The organism is Vibrio sp. A2-1 (genome assembly GCF_021728355.1).
Classification (GTDB): domain Bacteria; phylum Pseudomonadota; class Gammaproteobacteria; order Enterobacterales; family Vibrionaceae; genus Vibrio; species Vibrio splendidus_K.
The window spans coordinates 1321016-1336628 of record NZ_JAKKCO010000001.1 but is presented as its reverse complement, the minus strand read 5'-3'; the positions used below and the strand labels follow the sequence as shown (position 1 = coordinate 1336628).

Genomic DNA, 15613 nt, shown 5'->3' with positions numbered 1-15613 from the left:
GAGTGTATTAACTCACATGCGCTAAATTTACCAAGACAATGATATGATTTAAAGTGACAATTAATCATCATTAACCTGAATTTAGGGAATATCATGGTAGATGTGAAAAGCTTACTTAAATGCGATATGAATTTGCTGCTTTGCTTACACGTTCTGATTGAAGAGCGAAGTGTGAGCAAAACGGCAGATCGACTCTTTTTGAGCCAGTCAGCGGTAAGTAAACAGCTCACTAAACTCAGAGCTTTGTTTGATGATCCGCTGTTTGAGCGAGAATCAAAGGGGTTGTTCCCAACGCCCAAAGCACTCGCTTTGGCACCTAAGGTCCACCAAATCCTACTGCAAATTGAAAAGCTGACCGTTCCCGAAGTTTTCGATCCTAAAGCCAGTGAGCGTACCTTCACTATAGACCTTGTCGAAACCGCCTACACCGCGATTTATCCGCACTTCATGCCGACTGCTCTCGCGGAAGCGCCTCACATTACCATCAACAGCTCAACGTGGAGCAGCGACAGCTTCAAGCGTTTGCTAAAACGTGAAGTGGATTTTGGCATCGGTATTTTTGAGCTGGATGAGCGAGCATCTACCCATGTGCAATGTATTCCCGATGATCTGGATTACGTAGAACTGTGCTTGGACTATTCTGTGTGTTTGATGCGAAATGACCATCCGGCGTTAAAGGAAGAGTGGAACCTCGACACCTTCTTGAAGTATCGACACATACAGTTGGTGACGGGCGGAGCGGGGGATTGGCTATTGATGGAAGTGCTGAACTCTAAGCAGTTGGAAATCAATAAAGCCGCTAACGTGTCAGACATCACCAGCGCCATTAAATTGTGTAAGCAGAGTGATTTGCTGATGTGTTATCCATACAACTCGGTACGTGATTACATTGATAGCGGTGAACTGGTGATGAAGCCTGTTCCAGTCGATTTGGTGCCGGGAGGTCTATTCTTGCTGTGGCACAAATACTTCGATTCAGAGCCGAGCCATAAGTGGCTTCGCGATTTGATCATCGAACAGATTCAATAATAAACGATAAAGTAATTAAGAGTTAGTATTAGTTACTTATTGAAAATTAAAAGAAAAATATCGAATTAGAAACTAGTTGGATATTTTTTTGTTTTTATTTCGTCTTTTTATCATGAGCCTCGTCTTAATTACGTTGCTATAGCTTTTTTAAGACGAAACAATGAAAGATAATCAAGTATTAAAAATTGAAGCCAATCTCGCTTCCTTCCTACAAAATGAACAAGTTCATGCTTCTTTGGCGGGTATCCGTCGCGGTATTGAACGGGAGTTAATTCGCACACAAGCGACCTGTGGTATCTCAGATAAAACTCATCCAGTCGAGCTTGGTTCTGCGCTCACACATCCTTATATCACCACTGATTTTGCCGAGGCTCAGTTAGAGTTAGTGACTCCAGCGATGGATGACCGAACTGCGACATTCGATTCGCTCGCTTCACTGCATCATTTTGTTGCGACTCGCTTACCTGAGGGTGAAACCTTATGGGGCGCGAGCATGCCACCACAATTGCCGAATGATGAGGCAGAAAGTGAGGGCGCGATTAGAATCGCTAGCTATGGCACTTCGAATGCTGGCCTACTGAAAAAACGTTATCGAGAAGGGTTAGCCAATCGTTATGGCAAACGCATGCAGCTTATCTCTGGAATTCATTACAACTTTTCTCTGCCGGAAGCATTTTGGATTGCGCTGTACGATCACCAGAAGAGCATCGATAGCAGTGTCGCTCAAATGCCTCTGGAAGCATTCGTTTCTGAACGCTACTTTCATATGATTCGTAACGTGCTGCGTCATGGTTGGTTAGTACCCTATTTATTTGGTGCTTCCCCTGCGGTAGATAACAGTTATTTGCAAGGCAAAGCACATGCGCTTGAAGTGTTTGATGACGAGACTTGTTACTTACCGTGGGCGACATCATTGCGTCTGAGTAATCTCGGTTACAGCAGTGATGAGCAGTCATCGTACCCAATCAGTTTTAATAACAGGCAGCAGTATTTATCTGATTTGCATAACGCTTTGACTCGTCCAAGTGAGCGCTATTTGCATCTAGACATCGATCAGCAAATGAATGGTTCTGTGTTACAGCTGGAAAACGAATTGTATGGCTCGGTGCGGCCAAAAATCGTTAACGATACACTGCGTCCGTTGTATGCGATGTGTCATTACGGTGTGCAGTATGTTGAGCTGCGCAGCATGGATAACAATCCATATTTACCACTTGGTATTGCGCAAGAGCAGAGCCACTTTTTGGATCTTTTTTTGGTTTACAGTGCATTAGCGCCAAGCCCCGAGTTGACCGAAGAGGAACGCGCCATTGTCGTTCAACGTCAAGAACTCGTGGCAACACAAGGCCGAAAACCGGACTTAACACTTCCTACATTAGAAGGCGAAGTGTCATTAGAAACTTTGGGGCTTGATCTGTTGGACGCTATCCAAGAAATAGCAGCGCTGTTTGATGATGCTTTTTCTACGGATTCATACCAAACCAGTATCTTCAGTGAACGTATGAAACTGCAAAACAGTGACTTAACCCCTTCGGCAAAACTGTTGGCACAAATGAAAGACCAAGGATTGAGTCATCAAGGCTTAATGCAACGTCTTTCTGATGAGCACTTGTTTGTGCATTTGCAACACCAAGTTGAGACGGAAAAAATGGACAACTTAACAGCGTTGGTTGATGAATCGCTTTCCAAGCAGCAACAAATGGAAAGGCAGCCAGACATCAGCTTTGATGATTTTTTGAAAAAGCAAAATCAACTACAGCGCGACTGCAAACAACAAAAAATGATGGTTTAACAAGTTATGGATATTCTTTGGAAATTACGTGGCTACATTAAAATGTTCAGCCGCCAATATTTGATCGCCTTTGTTGTTTTACAAGTGGTCGCATTGTTCAACCTAGTACCCTCATGGCTGATTGGTCGCATCGTTGATAGCATCAGTGATGGTGAACTGACTCTATCATTGCTCATGTTTTATGTGGGTGGTATAGCGGGTTCGGCATTTGCCATGTACGGGCTGCGTTATGTATGGCAGAGCAAACTCTATGGCGCGGCGATTGGTATTACACGAGTCATGCGTAGCGAGCTTTTCCATAAGTTCACACGCTTATCGCCATCATTTTATTCTCGTCGCAGTACGGGAGATTTGATGGCGCATGCGACTAATGATCTTAATGCAGTGGAAGAGGCGACAGGCATGGGCATCATGACGCTGGTTGACTCTCTTATCGCTGGTTTTACCGTGATCTTCGGGATGATTTTTGTCGTCAGTGGTCACTTAACCGCTGTGGCGTTATTACCATTCCCGCTGTTGGTTTACTTTACTCGTCGTTATGGTGCTCGTTTACATACCGCCTTTGGACATGCGCAAGCGAGCTTCTCTGAACTAAGCGAAGAGACTCGTGAAACCGTTGCTGGTATTCGTGCCGTCCGTTCACATGGTATTGGTCAACGACAAGAGCAACGTTTTGGTAAGACGTTAGATGAGACGTTGGAAGCGAACCTTAAAGTGGCAAAGGTGGATTCGGCATTTGCTCCAACGATCCAATTGGTTTACGGCTTGTCGTTTGTGATTTCATTGGGTTATGGCGCTTGGTTAATTGAGCAAGGCAGCATTACGGTGGGCTTGTTCACAACGTTCACTTTGTATCTTGGTCAGTTGCTAGGACCATTCTTACAGTTTGGTTGGCAGTTCAATGTATTCCAACGTGGCAGTAAATCATGGGAACGCCTCGACAGCCTATTGTCAGAGCCTGAAGACGTAACTGAAGGGACGAAAACCCTATCAGACGACGTGAGATCAAGCCTTGACGTCAACATTCATTCATTTACTCACCAAGGTGCAAATAGACGAACGTTAGAAGCAATCAAATTCAGCGTGAGTGAAGGCGGTTTAGTCGGCATTACGGGCCCGACTGGTGGTGGGAAGAGTACGCTATTGCAGTTGTTGATGAGGCAGTTTCCGTTGGACGGAAATTCGAAGATGGCATTGGACGGTAATTCGATCGATGACCTGACGTTTGATTCGTTGCGAAGCAAAGTGACGTGGGTTCCTCAAAAACCATTTTTATTCTCAGGGACGATTGCTGAAAACATTGCGTTAGCAAAGCCGGACGCTACCGATGAAGAGATTAAGCATGTGGCGAAAATGGCTGGTATTCAAGCTGAGATTGAAGCTATGGCTGATGGGTTTGATACTGAACTACGCGAAGGTGGTAATAATTTGTCTGGAGGTCAAAAGCAAAGATTAACCCTTGCGAGAGCATTGCTTTCAGGTGCCGATATTTTATTGCTTGATGACCCGTTCAGTGCGTTGGACATGAAAACAGAAGTGGTGGTTCGCCGAAACTTAAAGGCGCATTACGGCCACAAAACGATGTTGTTGGTCACTCAACGCTTAACCAACTTGATAGAGGCTGACCATATTCTGGTATTGAACCAAGGTCAAATTGAAGAGCAAGGTTCTCACCACGAACTTGTTGCTAAGCAAGGTTGGTACTCAATGGTTTATCAACGTCAAAGCCAGCTCGGTAAAGACGATATTCAGACCACTATCGATGTTACAGAAACGGCTCACACGTTTAATTCTAAGGTTGTTGAAACGGGAGCAAGTTATGTTTAAGCCAACACAAAAAACTCAACGGTCTCAAAGCCAAACAGATATGAAGGCCAATTCAATGTACCGTCGGTTGTTGGCTTATTCATTGCCACATAAAGCACGTTTTATCTTAGCCTTTGCGATGTTGACCGTTGCCGTGAGTGCTGAGATGGCGATCCCATGGCTCGCTAAAATTATCTTGGACGATGTGATTGTTCCTCAGACATTTGAGTTGCAACACCTTGTTATATTAACTGGGGGAGTGATGATGTTTTACATCATTGCCGCCCTGTTTACTTACCTGCAGGCTGTCACATTCCGTCATAGTGCACTGCTGGTGGTTAATGATATTCGCCGAGAATTGTTTAGCCATGTGCTCAACTTTCCAATCAATACTTTTGATAAGTTAGCGGCGGGTAAACTGGTGTCGTACATCACCAATGATACCGAAGCGATGCGCAACATGTTTGTTTCTACGTTTCCGACTATTATCCAAGGTGCACTACGTATTACGGTGATCTTCATTGCTATTGCACTACTTGATTGGCGTTTGATGCTATTGAGTTTAGTGCTTATCCCAATTCTGCTGATGACCATGCATTTGTATCGAAAAATTTCGATGCCAGTATTTGATGGCATTCGCATTCAAGTGAGTAACATCAACGGTCGATTGAATGAATCTTTGCAGGGAATGGCGCTCATTCAAGCTTTCTGCCAGCAAAAGTCGTTTAAAGAAAAGTTTGAAAAAGAAAATCAAAGCTGGTTTGAATTTAGAGCTAAATCGATCGCAATAGACAGCTTCATGCTGATCCCGCTCACTCGTTTAGTCTCTACATTAACGGCTGCGGGCATTGTGGCTTGGTTTGCTGGTGCTTCGTTTAGCACGGTCGTTGAAGTCGGTACTTTGTATGCTTTTCTTAACTATATAGAACGATTTTTCGACCCATTCCGCCAGTTATCCATGGAACTAAGAAAGCTACAGGTGGCGACGGTTTCTTCTAAGCGTGTATTCGAGCTGCTGGATGATGAATCGGAACATCATCGATATTCTCACCGGTTGGTCGAGGTTTCAGAGCCGTATGACATTGAGTTTAAAGATGTTCAATTAAGCTATGAAGAAGGTTCGCTAGTACTCAACGACGTCAGTTTTACGGCTAAAGGTGGCCAATTCACAGCGATTGTTGGTCATAGCGGAAGTGGTAAAAGTTCGGTGATAAACCTGTTGATGCGTTTTTACGATCATCAAAAGGGTGCAATTTTGGTGGGTGGACAACCTTTATCGGCATTCCCAGAGGAGCAACTGCGGCAACTGTTTGGTTTAGTGTCTCAAGACCCGACCATATTCAGTGGTTCAGTGCTTGAGAACATAGACCTGTCTGGAAGCTACCTAGCTGAGCGAGCAACAAGAGCCAAGGTTATCGATGCAGCGAAACAAGTCAAAGCGCACTCATTTATTGAACGTTTAACCAATGGTTATGACCATCAACCTAGTCACGGTGGAGCTTCGTTTTCCGTTGGTGAGAAGCAGCTGTTGGCGTTAGCAAGAGCGCTTTCGCATGATCCTAAAATCTTCCTGTTAGATGAGGCCACCGCTAACATTGATAGTGATACGGAAGAGGCAGTGAAGATAGCATTAGAGAAAATCCAAGAAGGCAGAACAGTTATAACGGTGGCGCACCGACTTTCAACGATCAAACACGCTGACCAAATTTTGGTGATGAACAAAGGGCGAATTGTTCAAAGCGGCACGCATCACGAATTGGTTGCTCAAGATGGCGACTACCGTGATTTATATCTAGCCCAAAAGGCGCAAGAAGAACAAGAACATCTAAGCAGCAAGCTAGGATTGTCGGCTGCCACAGCATAGTTGATGGGCGTGTTATTAGAAGAATGACACGGCTAATCATTAATACTTGAGAGTAAAAATAATGAATATCGAAAAAGCATCATTGATTTCACAACAAACGATTGAAGACGCTTGCGAATGGGCAATTATGCATGGTGTCGCTTTCCGTCAGGCCGATAATACGGCGAGGCATTGTCCTTTCAGTATCGCGCCAATGACAATGGAACGTAAGGTATATGAGCACTTACGTAAGGTTACGCCTCTGATGACTAAGTTGGTGAGTAACGTCTCTGAGGATCATGACTTCTTGCAGTCATCATTGAGCGACATGGCTAAGGCTGACCCGTTTTTTGGTCGTTTGATGGAGCTGCACTTACAAGCGCATGGCAGTGCTGATGAACGCTTGAATCCTGCTCGTCAGCCACTGTTGTTAATGCGCACTGATTTCATGGATGACCGTCAACACGGTGCAAAAGTGATTGAGTTTAATGGTATTGCGGCAGGCATGGCTCCGTTTGGCCAGAAAGCGACAGAGTTTCATGCCTATATGCAAAATCAATGGCCTGAAACTTACCAAAAATGGTTGGAAGATAAATCGGCGACTCCGGCAGGAAATCAAGGTCTTGAACAACTTGCTTTCGGTATTGCGACTTCTGCGAGAAAGGTGAGAGCGGACTTCAATTGTTCAGACAAAAATGCTCCTGAAAAACCAACATTTTTGATGGTGGTGCAGAAGAATGAAGACAATGTGTATGACCAACACTTACTAGAAGTGGAACTGCAGAAGCAGGGTATTCGCACGGTTCGACGTACCTTTGAGCAGCTCAGCTCTCAGCTTTCTTCAGGTGATAACAAACGTTTATTACTCGAAGGCATTGGCGCTATTGATGTGGTGTATCTGCGCGCCGGCTATCAGTATTCTGACTATTGGGCTCCAGAGCTAAACGAATCTATTTGTTGTCATACGCTTAGCCAAACTCGCTTGTTCATAGAGCAGCACCATGTGGCAATGAATGCGACGATAAGCCAACAACTCGCCACCAGTAAAACCATGCAAATGTTGCTGACCATGATGTCTGCATCAGAATACGCACGTTGGGGTTTAACCCTAGAAGAGGCTGAATTGGTGAAGAGTGTATTGGCGGACATGAAACCAATCACCAGTGAATCGATTGAATGGTTTAACACGCAAGCCGACAAGCAAGAGTGGGTGCTGAAAAACCAAGGCGAGGGCGGTGGCCATTGTGTATTTGGTGACGATATCAGTGAAAAACTGAGCCAACTTAAGCCAGAAGAATACGATGCATGGGCATTGATGCAACGCTTGTACCCACATGAACGAGACGTACCTACCATTGCAGTTCGTGATACTCAGCAAACGCTAGTGACAGACTTAGTCAGCGAAGTCGGCCTATTCACCGCTTACTATCAAGGCAAACCCGTTACCGAATTAGACGGCTACGCGGGCTACTTAATCCGCAGCAAACCAGCCAGCGAAAACGAAGGCGGGATCCACAGCGGAAAAGGCATTCTCGATTCATTGGTGTTGATTGATTAACTCAATATATCGAACAAAAACCAGAACCCATGTTCTGGTTTTTTTGTATTTGTCATCTGCAAAGTCAATGCGTGGGTACAAAAAGAATCACGTTCTTGACTTAGTAAAAGCCAGCGGTGTTTGTCCTGTTTGTTGTTTGAATAATCGAGTAAGTGTTTTGGTATTTTCTCCAACTGAGTGAACTAACTATCTGGTTCTTGTTTCCGATGATGTTGATGTTGATACGCAGCCGACTCTAGATTTAACGGTAAGTCTCTCATTCATATTGATAAATCCCGCGTCCTATTTGATGCGGGATTTATCATCTTATCCTTTCGCAAATTTGCATATTGACATGGGTAGAATGATCGCTCTACTATATGTGTAGAACAATCATTCTACCTTTGGTTAGGTATAAGAGGTCAGCTTGTTAAGAGAACAGATTGCAGCAAGTCTTGAAGTGGCGTTTAGCCAGCAAGGTTTTGCGGAACCGAGCGTTGCTCAACTGAAGACGGCGTGTAACGTGAGCCTACGTACGCTCTATAAACATTTTCCATCGAAAGAAGCGATGATAGTGGGCGCCTTAGAGCACCGTCATCACCGTTACCTAAATTTCCTATTAGAAAATGTACCTGCTGGTGGCCTTGAGTCGATGCTTGATATCTTCAACAAGTTACAACAGTGGATGGAAGAGTATGCGCCGCACGGTTGTATGTCGATGAATGCGATGGCGGCTTTTCCTGACAACGAGATAATTAACCAAGCTGTTACTGAACATAAACGAGAAGTAAAAGCACTTCTGGGTAAGCAGAGTCAACGAGATGATCTGGCTTCAGAGCTTTTTCTACTTCATGAAGGTGTATCAAGCGCGTGGCCAGTATTAGGCGAAGAAGCGGTGACATCAGCACAGAATATGGTGACAAAATTACTCAAGGAAACACGATGAAATTCGAATTACCAAAAACAATGAAAGGCGTAGAGATGTTAGGACACGGCGGAGCAGAAATGCTTGGCTACCGCGAAGATATCGCAGTTCCTCAAATCGAACCTAATGAAGTGCTGATCAAAGTGATGGCTGCGGGCGTAAACAATACGGATATCAACACACGAATCGGCTGGTACTCAAAAAGCGACGATTCAGACGACGCAAGTTGGTCGGGTGAAGCGTTGAAGTTCCCTCGTATTCAAGGTGCTGACGTGTGTGGTTTCATCGTGGCGGTCGGCAATGAAGTCTCTGCTGATCGTATTGGTGAACGTGTTCTGATCGAACCTTGTTTGACGGAAGTGTACGGACGAGATTTACCACAACCATGGTATTTCGGTTCGGAATGCGATGGTGGTTTTGCTGAATACACCAAAGTGGCGGCGAAACACGCTTATGCGGTGAACAGCACCATGTCGGATGTTGAGCTAGCGTCTTTCCCATGTTCTTACTCGACCGCAGAAAACATGCTGACGCGTGCCAATGTAGCTGAAGCTGATCGCGTGCTTATCTCTGGCGCATCGGGCGGTGTAGGCTCTGCGGCTATTCAGCTAGCAAAAGCTCGCGGCGCGTATGTGATTGCGATTACCAGCCCAAGCAAGAACCAACATTTACTTGAACTTGGCGCTGATGAAGTGATTGCTCGTGATGCGGGTTTGGTTAAAGCGCTAGGCGAAAGTAGCGTGAATGTGGTTATCGATTTAGTGGCAGGTGACAAGTGGCCTCAGTTCCTTGAAGTGCTGAAACCACATGGCCGTTATGCCGTATCTGGCGCAATTGGTGGCGCTATGGTTGATCTTGATGTCCGAACTCTGTATCTCAAAGACCTTAGCTTTTTTGGTTGCACGGTTTTAGAGCCACAGGTATTCCAAAATCTAGTCGACCGTATTGAGAAGCAGCAGGTTGGCGCCATCGTCGCAGAGTCTTACCCGCTGGCCGATATTCATAAAGCACAAGATGAGTTCTTAAAGAAAAAACACGTTGGTAAGATCGTGTTGGAAGTAGCAGAGCGCTAGTTTTAGTCAGCTTCACGGTTGAGATTTATGTAAGAGCGAGCCAGTATCATGTGCTCGCTTTTTTGTTTCTGACGAATACAGGAGGCCTAGTCTCGCAGGCTGTTGAGTAACAGATCTTATACAGTTGAAAAGTTAATGATTCATTTGTCACTGTGTGGTTTATTAATTAACTGTGCGATAATCACCGCCGTTATATATCCCTATCTATGTTGTATTCATCTAGGAGCCGTATTGATGTTTAAAAGGGTATTGCAGGCACTATTCTCGCCTTTTGTTGATTCAAAAAACAAACCCTCTGCAGAGCCTGTCCAAAAAGAGCAACAACAAACCGTTGCTATTGATTCCGTTCAGTCTTCAACCTTTGTTCCGCCTTCGTCAACTCAACCATCATCATTAATCGTCGATAATACGCTTAGCCTTCACGATGGTGAGTTCCTTGATTATTTGTTTGGAGAGTCTCGTCTTCGAACGGAGTCAGACCCATTTAGCGATTTTGTCGCTTGTCAGATTGAACGCTTGATTCGCTCTCCAAAAGCTTTGCTTAATGAACTGCCAGTGATGCCAGCCTCTGTGACCACGTTAATGGCAGAATTACAGAGCGATGAGTTTGATGTCGATGCTTTGTTAAGAGTGATTGAGCGCGAGCCGAGTATGGCAGCCGATGTGATTAAACTGGCTAACAGTGCTTTCTATAAGCGTGGTGAAAAACAGGTTACTGACCTAAAAACAGCATTCCTAAATATGGGTTCTCAAGGGCTTGTTGAAGGGGTGGTGAATAGCTACATGAAGAACTTCACGCCGGGGAACAATATTTACTGGCGTCACTTCGGTGAGAAAATTTGGAATCACAGTGCTCAGACTGCGTCGTTTTCTAAGGAGTTGATGAAAGACTCTTCATCCCAAGAAGATCAAGCGGCAGCGTACTTTGTTGGGTTGATTCGCAACTTAGGCAAGATGATCATTTTCCAGATGATGGTAGAAGCTTTCAAGCATGTAGATCCTTCTGTTCCGCCTAACTCGTTAGCATTGAAGCGCCTAATGAACAGCTACTCTATTCGCCTGACTTACACCATTGCTAAGTTCTGGGAGCTGCCAGAGTCTGTGTTGACCGCAATTGGTTATCAAGAGTCGAGCCGATACGAATGTACACCACTTGGTCAAGCTGTGTTTGAAGCTAACTACTTGAGTGAGTTGTACTATTTACTGGAAGAACAAACGATTGAAGTCGAGCAGTTTAAGCGCAGATGCAAAGAGACACTGATGTCTCCGGCGGCATACAAAGTGGCTAACCGGATTTATAAAGAGTCTGAATTGGCGCTAGTAGGATAATAACGCCTGGCGTTGGCTAGGTTGATTCTGAAGTCGTCATAAAGCGGTATTTTCTAAATGGTCTTACTAAGCAGTAAGACCATTTTTGTTTCAATTATCGATTAAGGGATCTTAGCCAGTTCTTGCTTTAATTTATCGATTTTACGCAGTTCTTTTTCGATCTTACCCTCATACTTTCGGATTTTATCCGCTCTATCGTCTCTTTTTGCTTCTTCTAGGTCAGCTTGGTATTCAGCTAAATCTTGTTCATTGGATTCAATCTTCTCACGGAGATCATCCTTCAAGCCTTCATTAGTGCAGTTCTCTTTCGCGGCTTTTAACGCCGTGGCTAATCGCTCCACTTTGTACTGATTATCGTACTGCTCCGCTTTCTTTATTTGATATTCGATCTCACAGAACTTCTTTTCACAACCAGTTAGTGCGTCGCATTGGGTGCTCGCCATGCTGTTAAAAGAGAATGCGCAAAGAAACAGTAATGAGCCTTTTAGGTGTCGAGTCATGGTTTACCTTCTTATTGGGTCTATTTAGTTTGTGCTTATATTTGTCGAGTTTCACTTCGAGAGTACATTAGCACTCCATTTCTTTGCTATTGGCAGGGGAGTGTTAAAGATAAGTCGCTGTGCCTAATGACTTATTTTTGAACATGGCTAGACTTACAAATGGCTAATCCACAGATTGTCGAGTTCGCACCAACCGAAACCATTCACTTGCGCGCCGTGTATCTTTTCAGAAACCTCTAAGTTGAACGCCTCTTGCTTGAGCTTAATCACAACCTCAGAGTCATTCAACCAATGCTTCAGTGCCAACAGTGCATTCATCGCTAACTCAAAGTTTGGCTGGTTTCTTATTGAGACTAAGCCTTGTTCGATTGTCTCTAGCATTTCAGCAGGCAGAGCTAATTCCTCAAACGGAAAGCGAGTGAAAAAGCTTAACCATGAAGTAAAGGTGTCGTTTTCATCAATAATGCTGCATAGCACGACGTCTTTGGTCGTTAGGTAGTTAGTTAAGTAGTGTCCATATTCCACGCTGGTTTTGCTGTCGCCGGATACTGACAACTGCTCGAAAAGCGCTTGGCATTCAGAAGTGTCTTCAACAGTGAATTCACGAACGGTTTTCGACAATGTTGGGTTCTGAACTTTGAAAAACGTTGAGCCATAATCCGGTTGAGAAAAATGATTATCTCCTCTCACTGTGATCGTCTTTTCGGGCAGTTTTACGCACACCTGATTTTGAGCGCAAGCTTTGCTCTGTGCCCATTCCGGATAGACCCACAACTCGACTCGATTGAGAATCGGAGTGCTGTGTGAATACGTGCTATTACGGCTTAATCTCAACATCTTGCTTGAGAAGATGTCTAGTGAGAACGCGCCAGATCCAATCAGCCTATCAGTCGGTGATGAGTGATCAAATACGGAGGCTTCAACTCTGGCAAGTAGGCGTGGTAAGTGCCAATCAGGTTGATTCAATTTCACGACAACCACATTACCAGCCGAGACAGAGACCTCATCAATATGCTGATAACAACGACGCCATATTTTGCTTTGAATTAGCGAGTTAAGGTTGCGTGCTATGTCTTGAGGTTCGAGTGTTCGACCGTTATGGAACTGAACGCCATTGCGAATTTGAAAGTGCCACTGTGTCGCATCTTCATTAGGTTGCCAATGATAAGCCAGATCGCCGCTGAGTTTGCCGTGCTTAACGGAGGTTAGGCGTTGGCAAGTTTGCATCACTAAGAAACGTTCGGTGCGTCTAAGTACTCGTTGAGGGTGAAGCGCTTCGAGTTCTCGGTGAAATGGGATATACGCGATATTCTGCGCCGATGGATTGGTATTGCTTAGAAAGGCTTGTAACTCAGCGCCAGCATTGCGGCCATTGAAGCTCAAGGTGCTAAACACCTGTTCGATGTTGCCTGCGTCAGCTTGGGTTTGTGCGTATTGGTAACACGCCTCAATGGGCTCAACCAGACACGTGAGTTGTGCCTTCTTGCTGCGGCCTGAGCTGGCGTGCCACTCAATCCAGCCTTGTGCTGTCATCGCTTTGAGTAAGGTTTGAACGTGACGTTCACTCACGTGCAGCAGTGTGGCCAGTTGGTTGACCTGACAATGTGATACTCCAGGCCCAAAAGCCTGAAATATCTTTTCATACAGTTCAAGCTTGCGCTTAAGGTTGCCCAATTTGCTTTTCCTAACGACGAGGTTGAGTTAAATGTTTATAGCCAGAGTCAATGAGTGCTTTCTCCATCGTATCGAGCACTTGAGAGGTTACCTCTGAGCTTAGGATATCCGATTCAGTTTTGCCTTGAAGCACCAAATCTGAAAAATGGTCGATTTCAAATTCGAACCCATTGCCCGTCACTCGTTTGTTGATGGTCGACTTCTGCCCTTGATGTTCAATCTCAATAAAGGCCGGATTCCACCATTTTTCGTGAATGGTGATCTTAGTGTCGGGCCCAGTCAAGTGTGCTGATCGGGGAAGGTTTTGCACTGTTGATGCCGATATCTTACCGTTCATATCGCCAGAGAAGGTAAAGCATGCATCGGTATCAACATTCGCCCCCTCATACAGACATGACATCTCTACCTGAGGTTTTGAAGGATTCACACCCAGTGTGCGGCACAGATCGTAGAAGAACCAAAGCCCATAGACCCCAACATCGAGCGTTGCTCCGCCTGACAAATCGGGATTGAAGATAAACAAATCGGGTTCATAATCGTGATGGTTACCAAAGCTGGCTTCGATTGAATCTATTTGAATGTGGTTATCGACCAATAATGATTGAAGCTCACGATATGCGGGAAACACCACAGTTTTCATCGCTTCTAACAGCATCACGCCATTTTGTTTCGCGAGGGCTTTCATCTCAAGCCAGTCAGCAAGATTGGTGAAAGCCGGCTTCTCGACCAATACGTGCTTATTGTTCTTTAGAAACAGTTCAGCGAGTGGCTGGTGGTATGGGTGAACGGTGGCGATGTAAACCGCTTCAACATTTGGGTCATGCGCCATTTCTTCATAAGAGCCATAAGCCTTGTCGCAACCAAACTTATTCGCGAACGTGGCTGCGCGTGAGTGATCTCTTGCGGCAACCGCATAAAGTTCACCATGTAGACATTGCTCTGTGACTGCGGTTGCGAATCGATTGGCGATATTGCCTAGCCCTGCGATGCCCCATTTGATTTTTCGTTGCGTGTCGCTCATCAGTTGCTCCAAATCGTTGTTTTGTATCAGTGTACTCAGAGACGCCACATACAAATAGAGAACAGATTTCTCAACCTGTTCTCTATTTATTTTATTCTAGTTGAAGCTCTGGATCAGCTCTGTATGGAGCGTTTCCAATCGGCTAGGGCTTGAATGTGTTTTGGCCCGATGCCACAACAACCACCGACAATATTCGCACCCAATGCGTGCCAGCGTTTTACATAAGTTAAATAACCCTGGCCATCCAGCTCACGCATTTCTTGAAGCATGTCGTTTGCTTCATGTTCGCTGCTGATAGGCACAAAGTTATTGGCGTAGACACCTATTTCTAAATCACTGCCTAGCTCATCGATCACTTTCTTAGCATCGATAATGGCTTGATCCATCACTTCAGGCACTGAGCAGTTAAACATAATGCCTTTCGCGTTTGATTGGCAGGCAAGTTTGATCGCATCTGTTACGCTTTCGCCAGAGCGAATGCTGGCAGAATCGCCCTTGGTGTCTTCCAAACTGAATGCGTAGTAACACGGCTTATCTGACTGCTTAAGTACCGCATGAATGGAGTCGAATTCTTGTAGGCTGCAGATGGTTTCTGCTATCCAAAGGTCGATGTTTGGGTCTTGGGCATCGTAAAGCGTTTGGATGATTGGCGCTGCTTCTTCTACCTTGAATAAATCTGGTCGGTAGCTACCAAATGGCGGTGGAATCGCGCCCGCGACTTTTACTGTGTGAGGGGCATTGTCAGCAACCGCTTTAGCCAGTTCGCCAGACAGTGCTGCTAGTTCAAAACCTCGTTGCTCAAACAGCTCTTCACCCAAGTGAAAAGGCACACAGGCGTAACTGTTGGTGATTAGGATTTCAGCACCGGCATCGACAAAGTTTAGATGCGCTTGGCTGACAAAATTGGGTGCTTCAATCAGCGCTTGAGCACTCCAAAGCGGTTGAGAAAATGGCGCACCAATTTCTTTGAGTTCTCGGCCCATGCCGCCATCAAGTATGGTTAGTGTTTTCATATTCAATACTATCTAAACAATTGCTGAAGTTCTGCCGCCACCATATCAGACAACCTTGTCAGACAGAAGCC

The 15613-nt window shown here is 45.1% G+C and carries 12 protein-coding genes; 8 read left to right on the top strand and 4 right to left on the bottom strand.

The window, feature by feature from the left end; translation table 11 throughout:
* Nucleotides 1-93 precede the first annotated feature (93 nt).
* The 8 genes from L3V33_RS05615 (at nt 94) to L3V33_RS05580 (ending at nt 11334) form a co-directional block, all read left to right on the top strand.
* Entirely contained in the window at nt 94-1029 is a 936-nt protein-coding gene (locus tag L3V33_RS05615; protein WP_017075712.1) for a LysR substrate-binding domain-containing protein, read from the top strand.
* Between the two features lie 160 nt (nt 1030-1189).
* The gene (gshA, locus tag L3V33_RS05610) at nt 1190-2821 is read left to right on the top strand and encodes a glutamate--cysteine ligase (RefSeq protein WP_237289806.1); all 1632 of its coding nucleotides are present in this window, start codon (nt 1190-1192) and stop codon (nt 2819-2821) included.
* A gap of 6 nt (nt 2822-2827) precedes the next feature.
* Complete coding sequence (locus L3V33_RS05605) at nt 2828-4648, top strand: ABC transporter transmembrane domain-containing protein (protein ID WP_237289796.1); 1821 nt, start codon at nt 2828-2830, stop codon at nt 4646-4648.
* Complete coding sequence (locus L3V33_RS05600; protein ID WP_237289794.1) at nt 4641-6491, top strand: ABC transporter ATP-binding protein; 1851 nt, start codon at nt 4641-4643, stop codon at nt 6489-6491. The genes L3V33_RS05605 and L3V33_RS05600 overlap by 8 nt, the downstream gene beginning before the upstream one ends.
* Before the next feature lie 61 nt (nt 6492-6552).
* The gene (locus L3V33_RS05595; RefSeq protein ID WP_237289792.1) at nt 6553-8028 is read left to right on the top strand and encodes a glutathione synthase; all 1476 of its coding nucleotides are present in this window, start codon (nt 6553-6555) and stop codon (nt 8026-8028) included.
* Between the two features lie 406 nt (nt 8029-8434).
* The gene (locus L3V33_RS05590; RefSeq protein ID WP_145562754.1) at nt 8435-8953 is read left to right on the top strand and encodes a TetR/AcrR family transcriptional regulator; all 519 of its coding nucleotides are present in this window, start codon (nt 8435-8437) and stop codon (nt 8951-8953) included.
* The gene (locus L3V33_RS05585; RefSeq protein ID WP_237289790.1) at nt 8950-10005 is read left to right on the top strand and encodes an alcohol dehydrogenase family protein; all 1056 of its coding nucleotides are present in this window, start codon (nt 8950-8952) and stop codon (nt 10003-10005) included. Before L3V33_RS05590 ends, L3V33_RS05585 begins: the two co-directional genes overlap by 4 nt.
* Nucleotides 10006-10239: 234 nt before the next feature.
* Nucleotides 10240-11334, top strand: a complete 1095-nt coding sequence (locus L3V33_RS05580) for an HDOD domain-containing protein (protein WP_237289788.1) — start codon at nt 10240-10242, stop codon at nt 11332-11334.
* Nucleotides 11335-11435: 101 nt separating this feature from the next.
* On the opposite strand, the gene L3V33_RS05575 is transcribed toward L3V33_RS05580, so the two are convergent.
* The 4 genes from L3V33_RS05575 to L3V33_RS05560 all read right to left on the bottom strand — a co-directional run bounded on the left by L3V33_RS05575 (nt 11436) and on the right by L3V33_RS05560 (nt 15542).
* Nucleotides 11436-11834, bottom strand: a complete 399-nt coding sequence (locus L3V33_RS05575) for a DUF1090 domain-containing protein (protein ID WP_237289786.1) — start codon at nt 11832-11834, stop codon at nt 11436-11438.
* Between the two features lie 153 nt (nt 11835-11987).
* Complete coding sequence (locus tag L3V33_RS05570; protein WP_237289784.1) at nt 11988-13508, bottom strand: SgrR family transcriptional regulator; 1521 nt, start codon at nt 13506-13508, stop codon at nt 11988-11990.
* A 10-nt stretch (nt 13509-13518) separates the two neighbouring features.
* On the bottom strand, nt 13519-14529 hold the full coding sequence (locus tag L3V33_RS05565; RefSeq protein WP_237289782.1) for a Gfo/Idh/MocA family oxidoreductase: 1011 nt from the start codon (nt 14527-14529) through the stop codon (nt 13519-13521).
* A gap of 113 nt (nt 14530-14642) precedes the next feature.
* A complete protein-coding gene (locus L3V33_RS05560) occupies nt 14643-15542 on the bottom strand; it encodes a homocysteine S-methyltransferase family protein (protein ID WP_237289780.1) in 900 nt (299 codons plus the stop codon).
* Nucleotides 15543-15613 lie beyond the last annotated feature (71 nt).

Excerpts from the sequence above, each read along its gene's own strand:
- L3V33_RS05615 (WP_017075712.1), top strand. The coding sequence starts at position 94 with ATGGTAGATGTGAAAAGCTTACTTAAATGCGATATGAATTTGCTGCTT.
- gshA (WP_237289806.1), top strand. The coding sequence starts at position 1,190 with ATGAAAGATAATCAAGTATTAAAAATTGAAGCCAATCTCGCTTCCTTC.
- L3V33_RS05605 (WP_237289796.1), top strand. The coding sequence starts at position 2,828 with ATGGATATTCTTTGGAAATTACGTGGCTACATTAAAATGTTCAGCCGC.
- L3V33_RS05600 (WP_237289794.1), top strand. The coding sequence starts at position 4,641 with ATGTTTAAGCCAACACAAAAAACTCAACGGTCTCAAAGCCAAACAGAT.
- L3V33_RS05595 (WP_237289792.1), top strand. The coding sequence starts at position 6,553 with ATGAATATCGAAAAAGCATCATTGATTTCACAACAAACGATTGAAGAC.
- L3V33_RS05585 (WP_237289790.1), top strand. The coding sequence starts at position 8,950 with ATGAAATTCGAATTACCAAAAACAATGAAAGGCGTAGAGATGTTAGGA.
- L3V33_RS05580 (WP_237289788.1), top strand. The coding sequence starts at position 10,240 with ATGTTTAAAAGGGTATTGCAGGCACTATTCTCGCCTTTTGTTGATTCA.
- L3V33_RS05575 (WP_237289786.1), bottom strand. The coding sequence starts at position 11,834 with ATGACTCGACACCTAAAAGGCTCATTACTGTTTCTTTGCGCATTCTCT.
- L3V33_RS05565 (WP_237289782.1), bottom strand. The coding sequence starts at position 14,529 with ATGAGCGACACGCAACGAAAAATCAAATGGGGCATCGCAGGGCTAGGC.
- L3V33_RS05560 (WP_237289780.1), bottom strand. The coding sequence starts at position 15,542 with ATGAAAACACTAACCATACTTGATGGCGGCATGGGCCGAGAACTCAAA.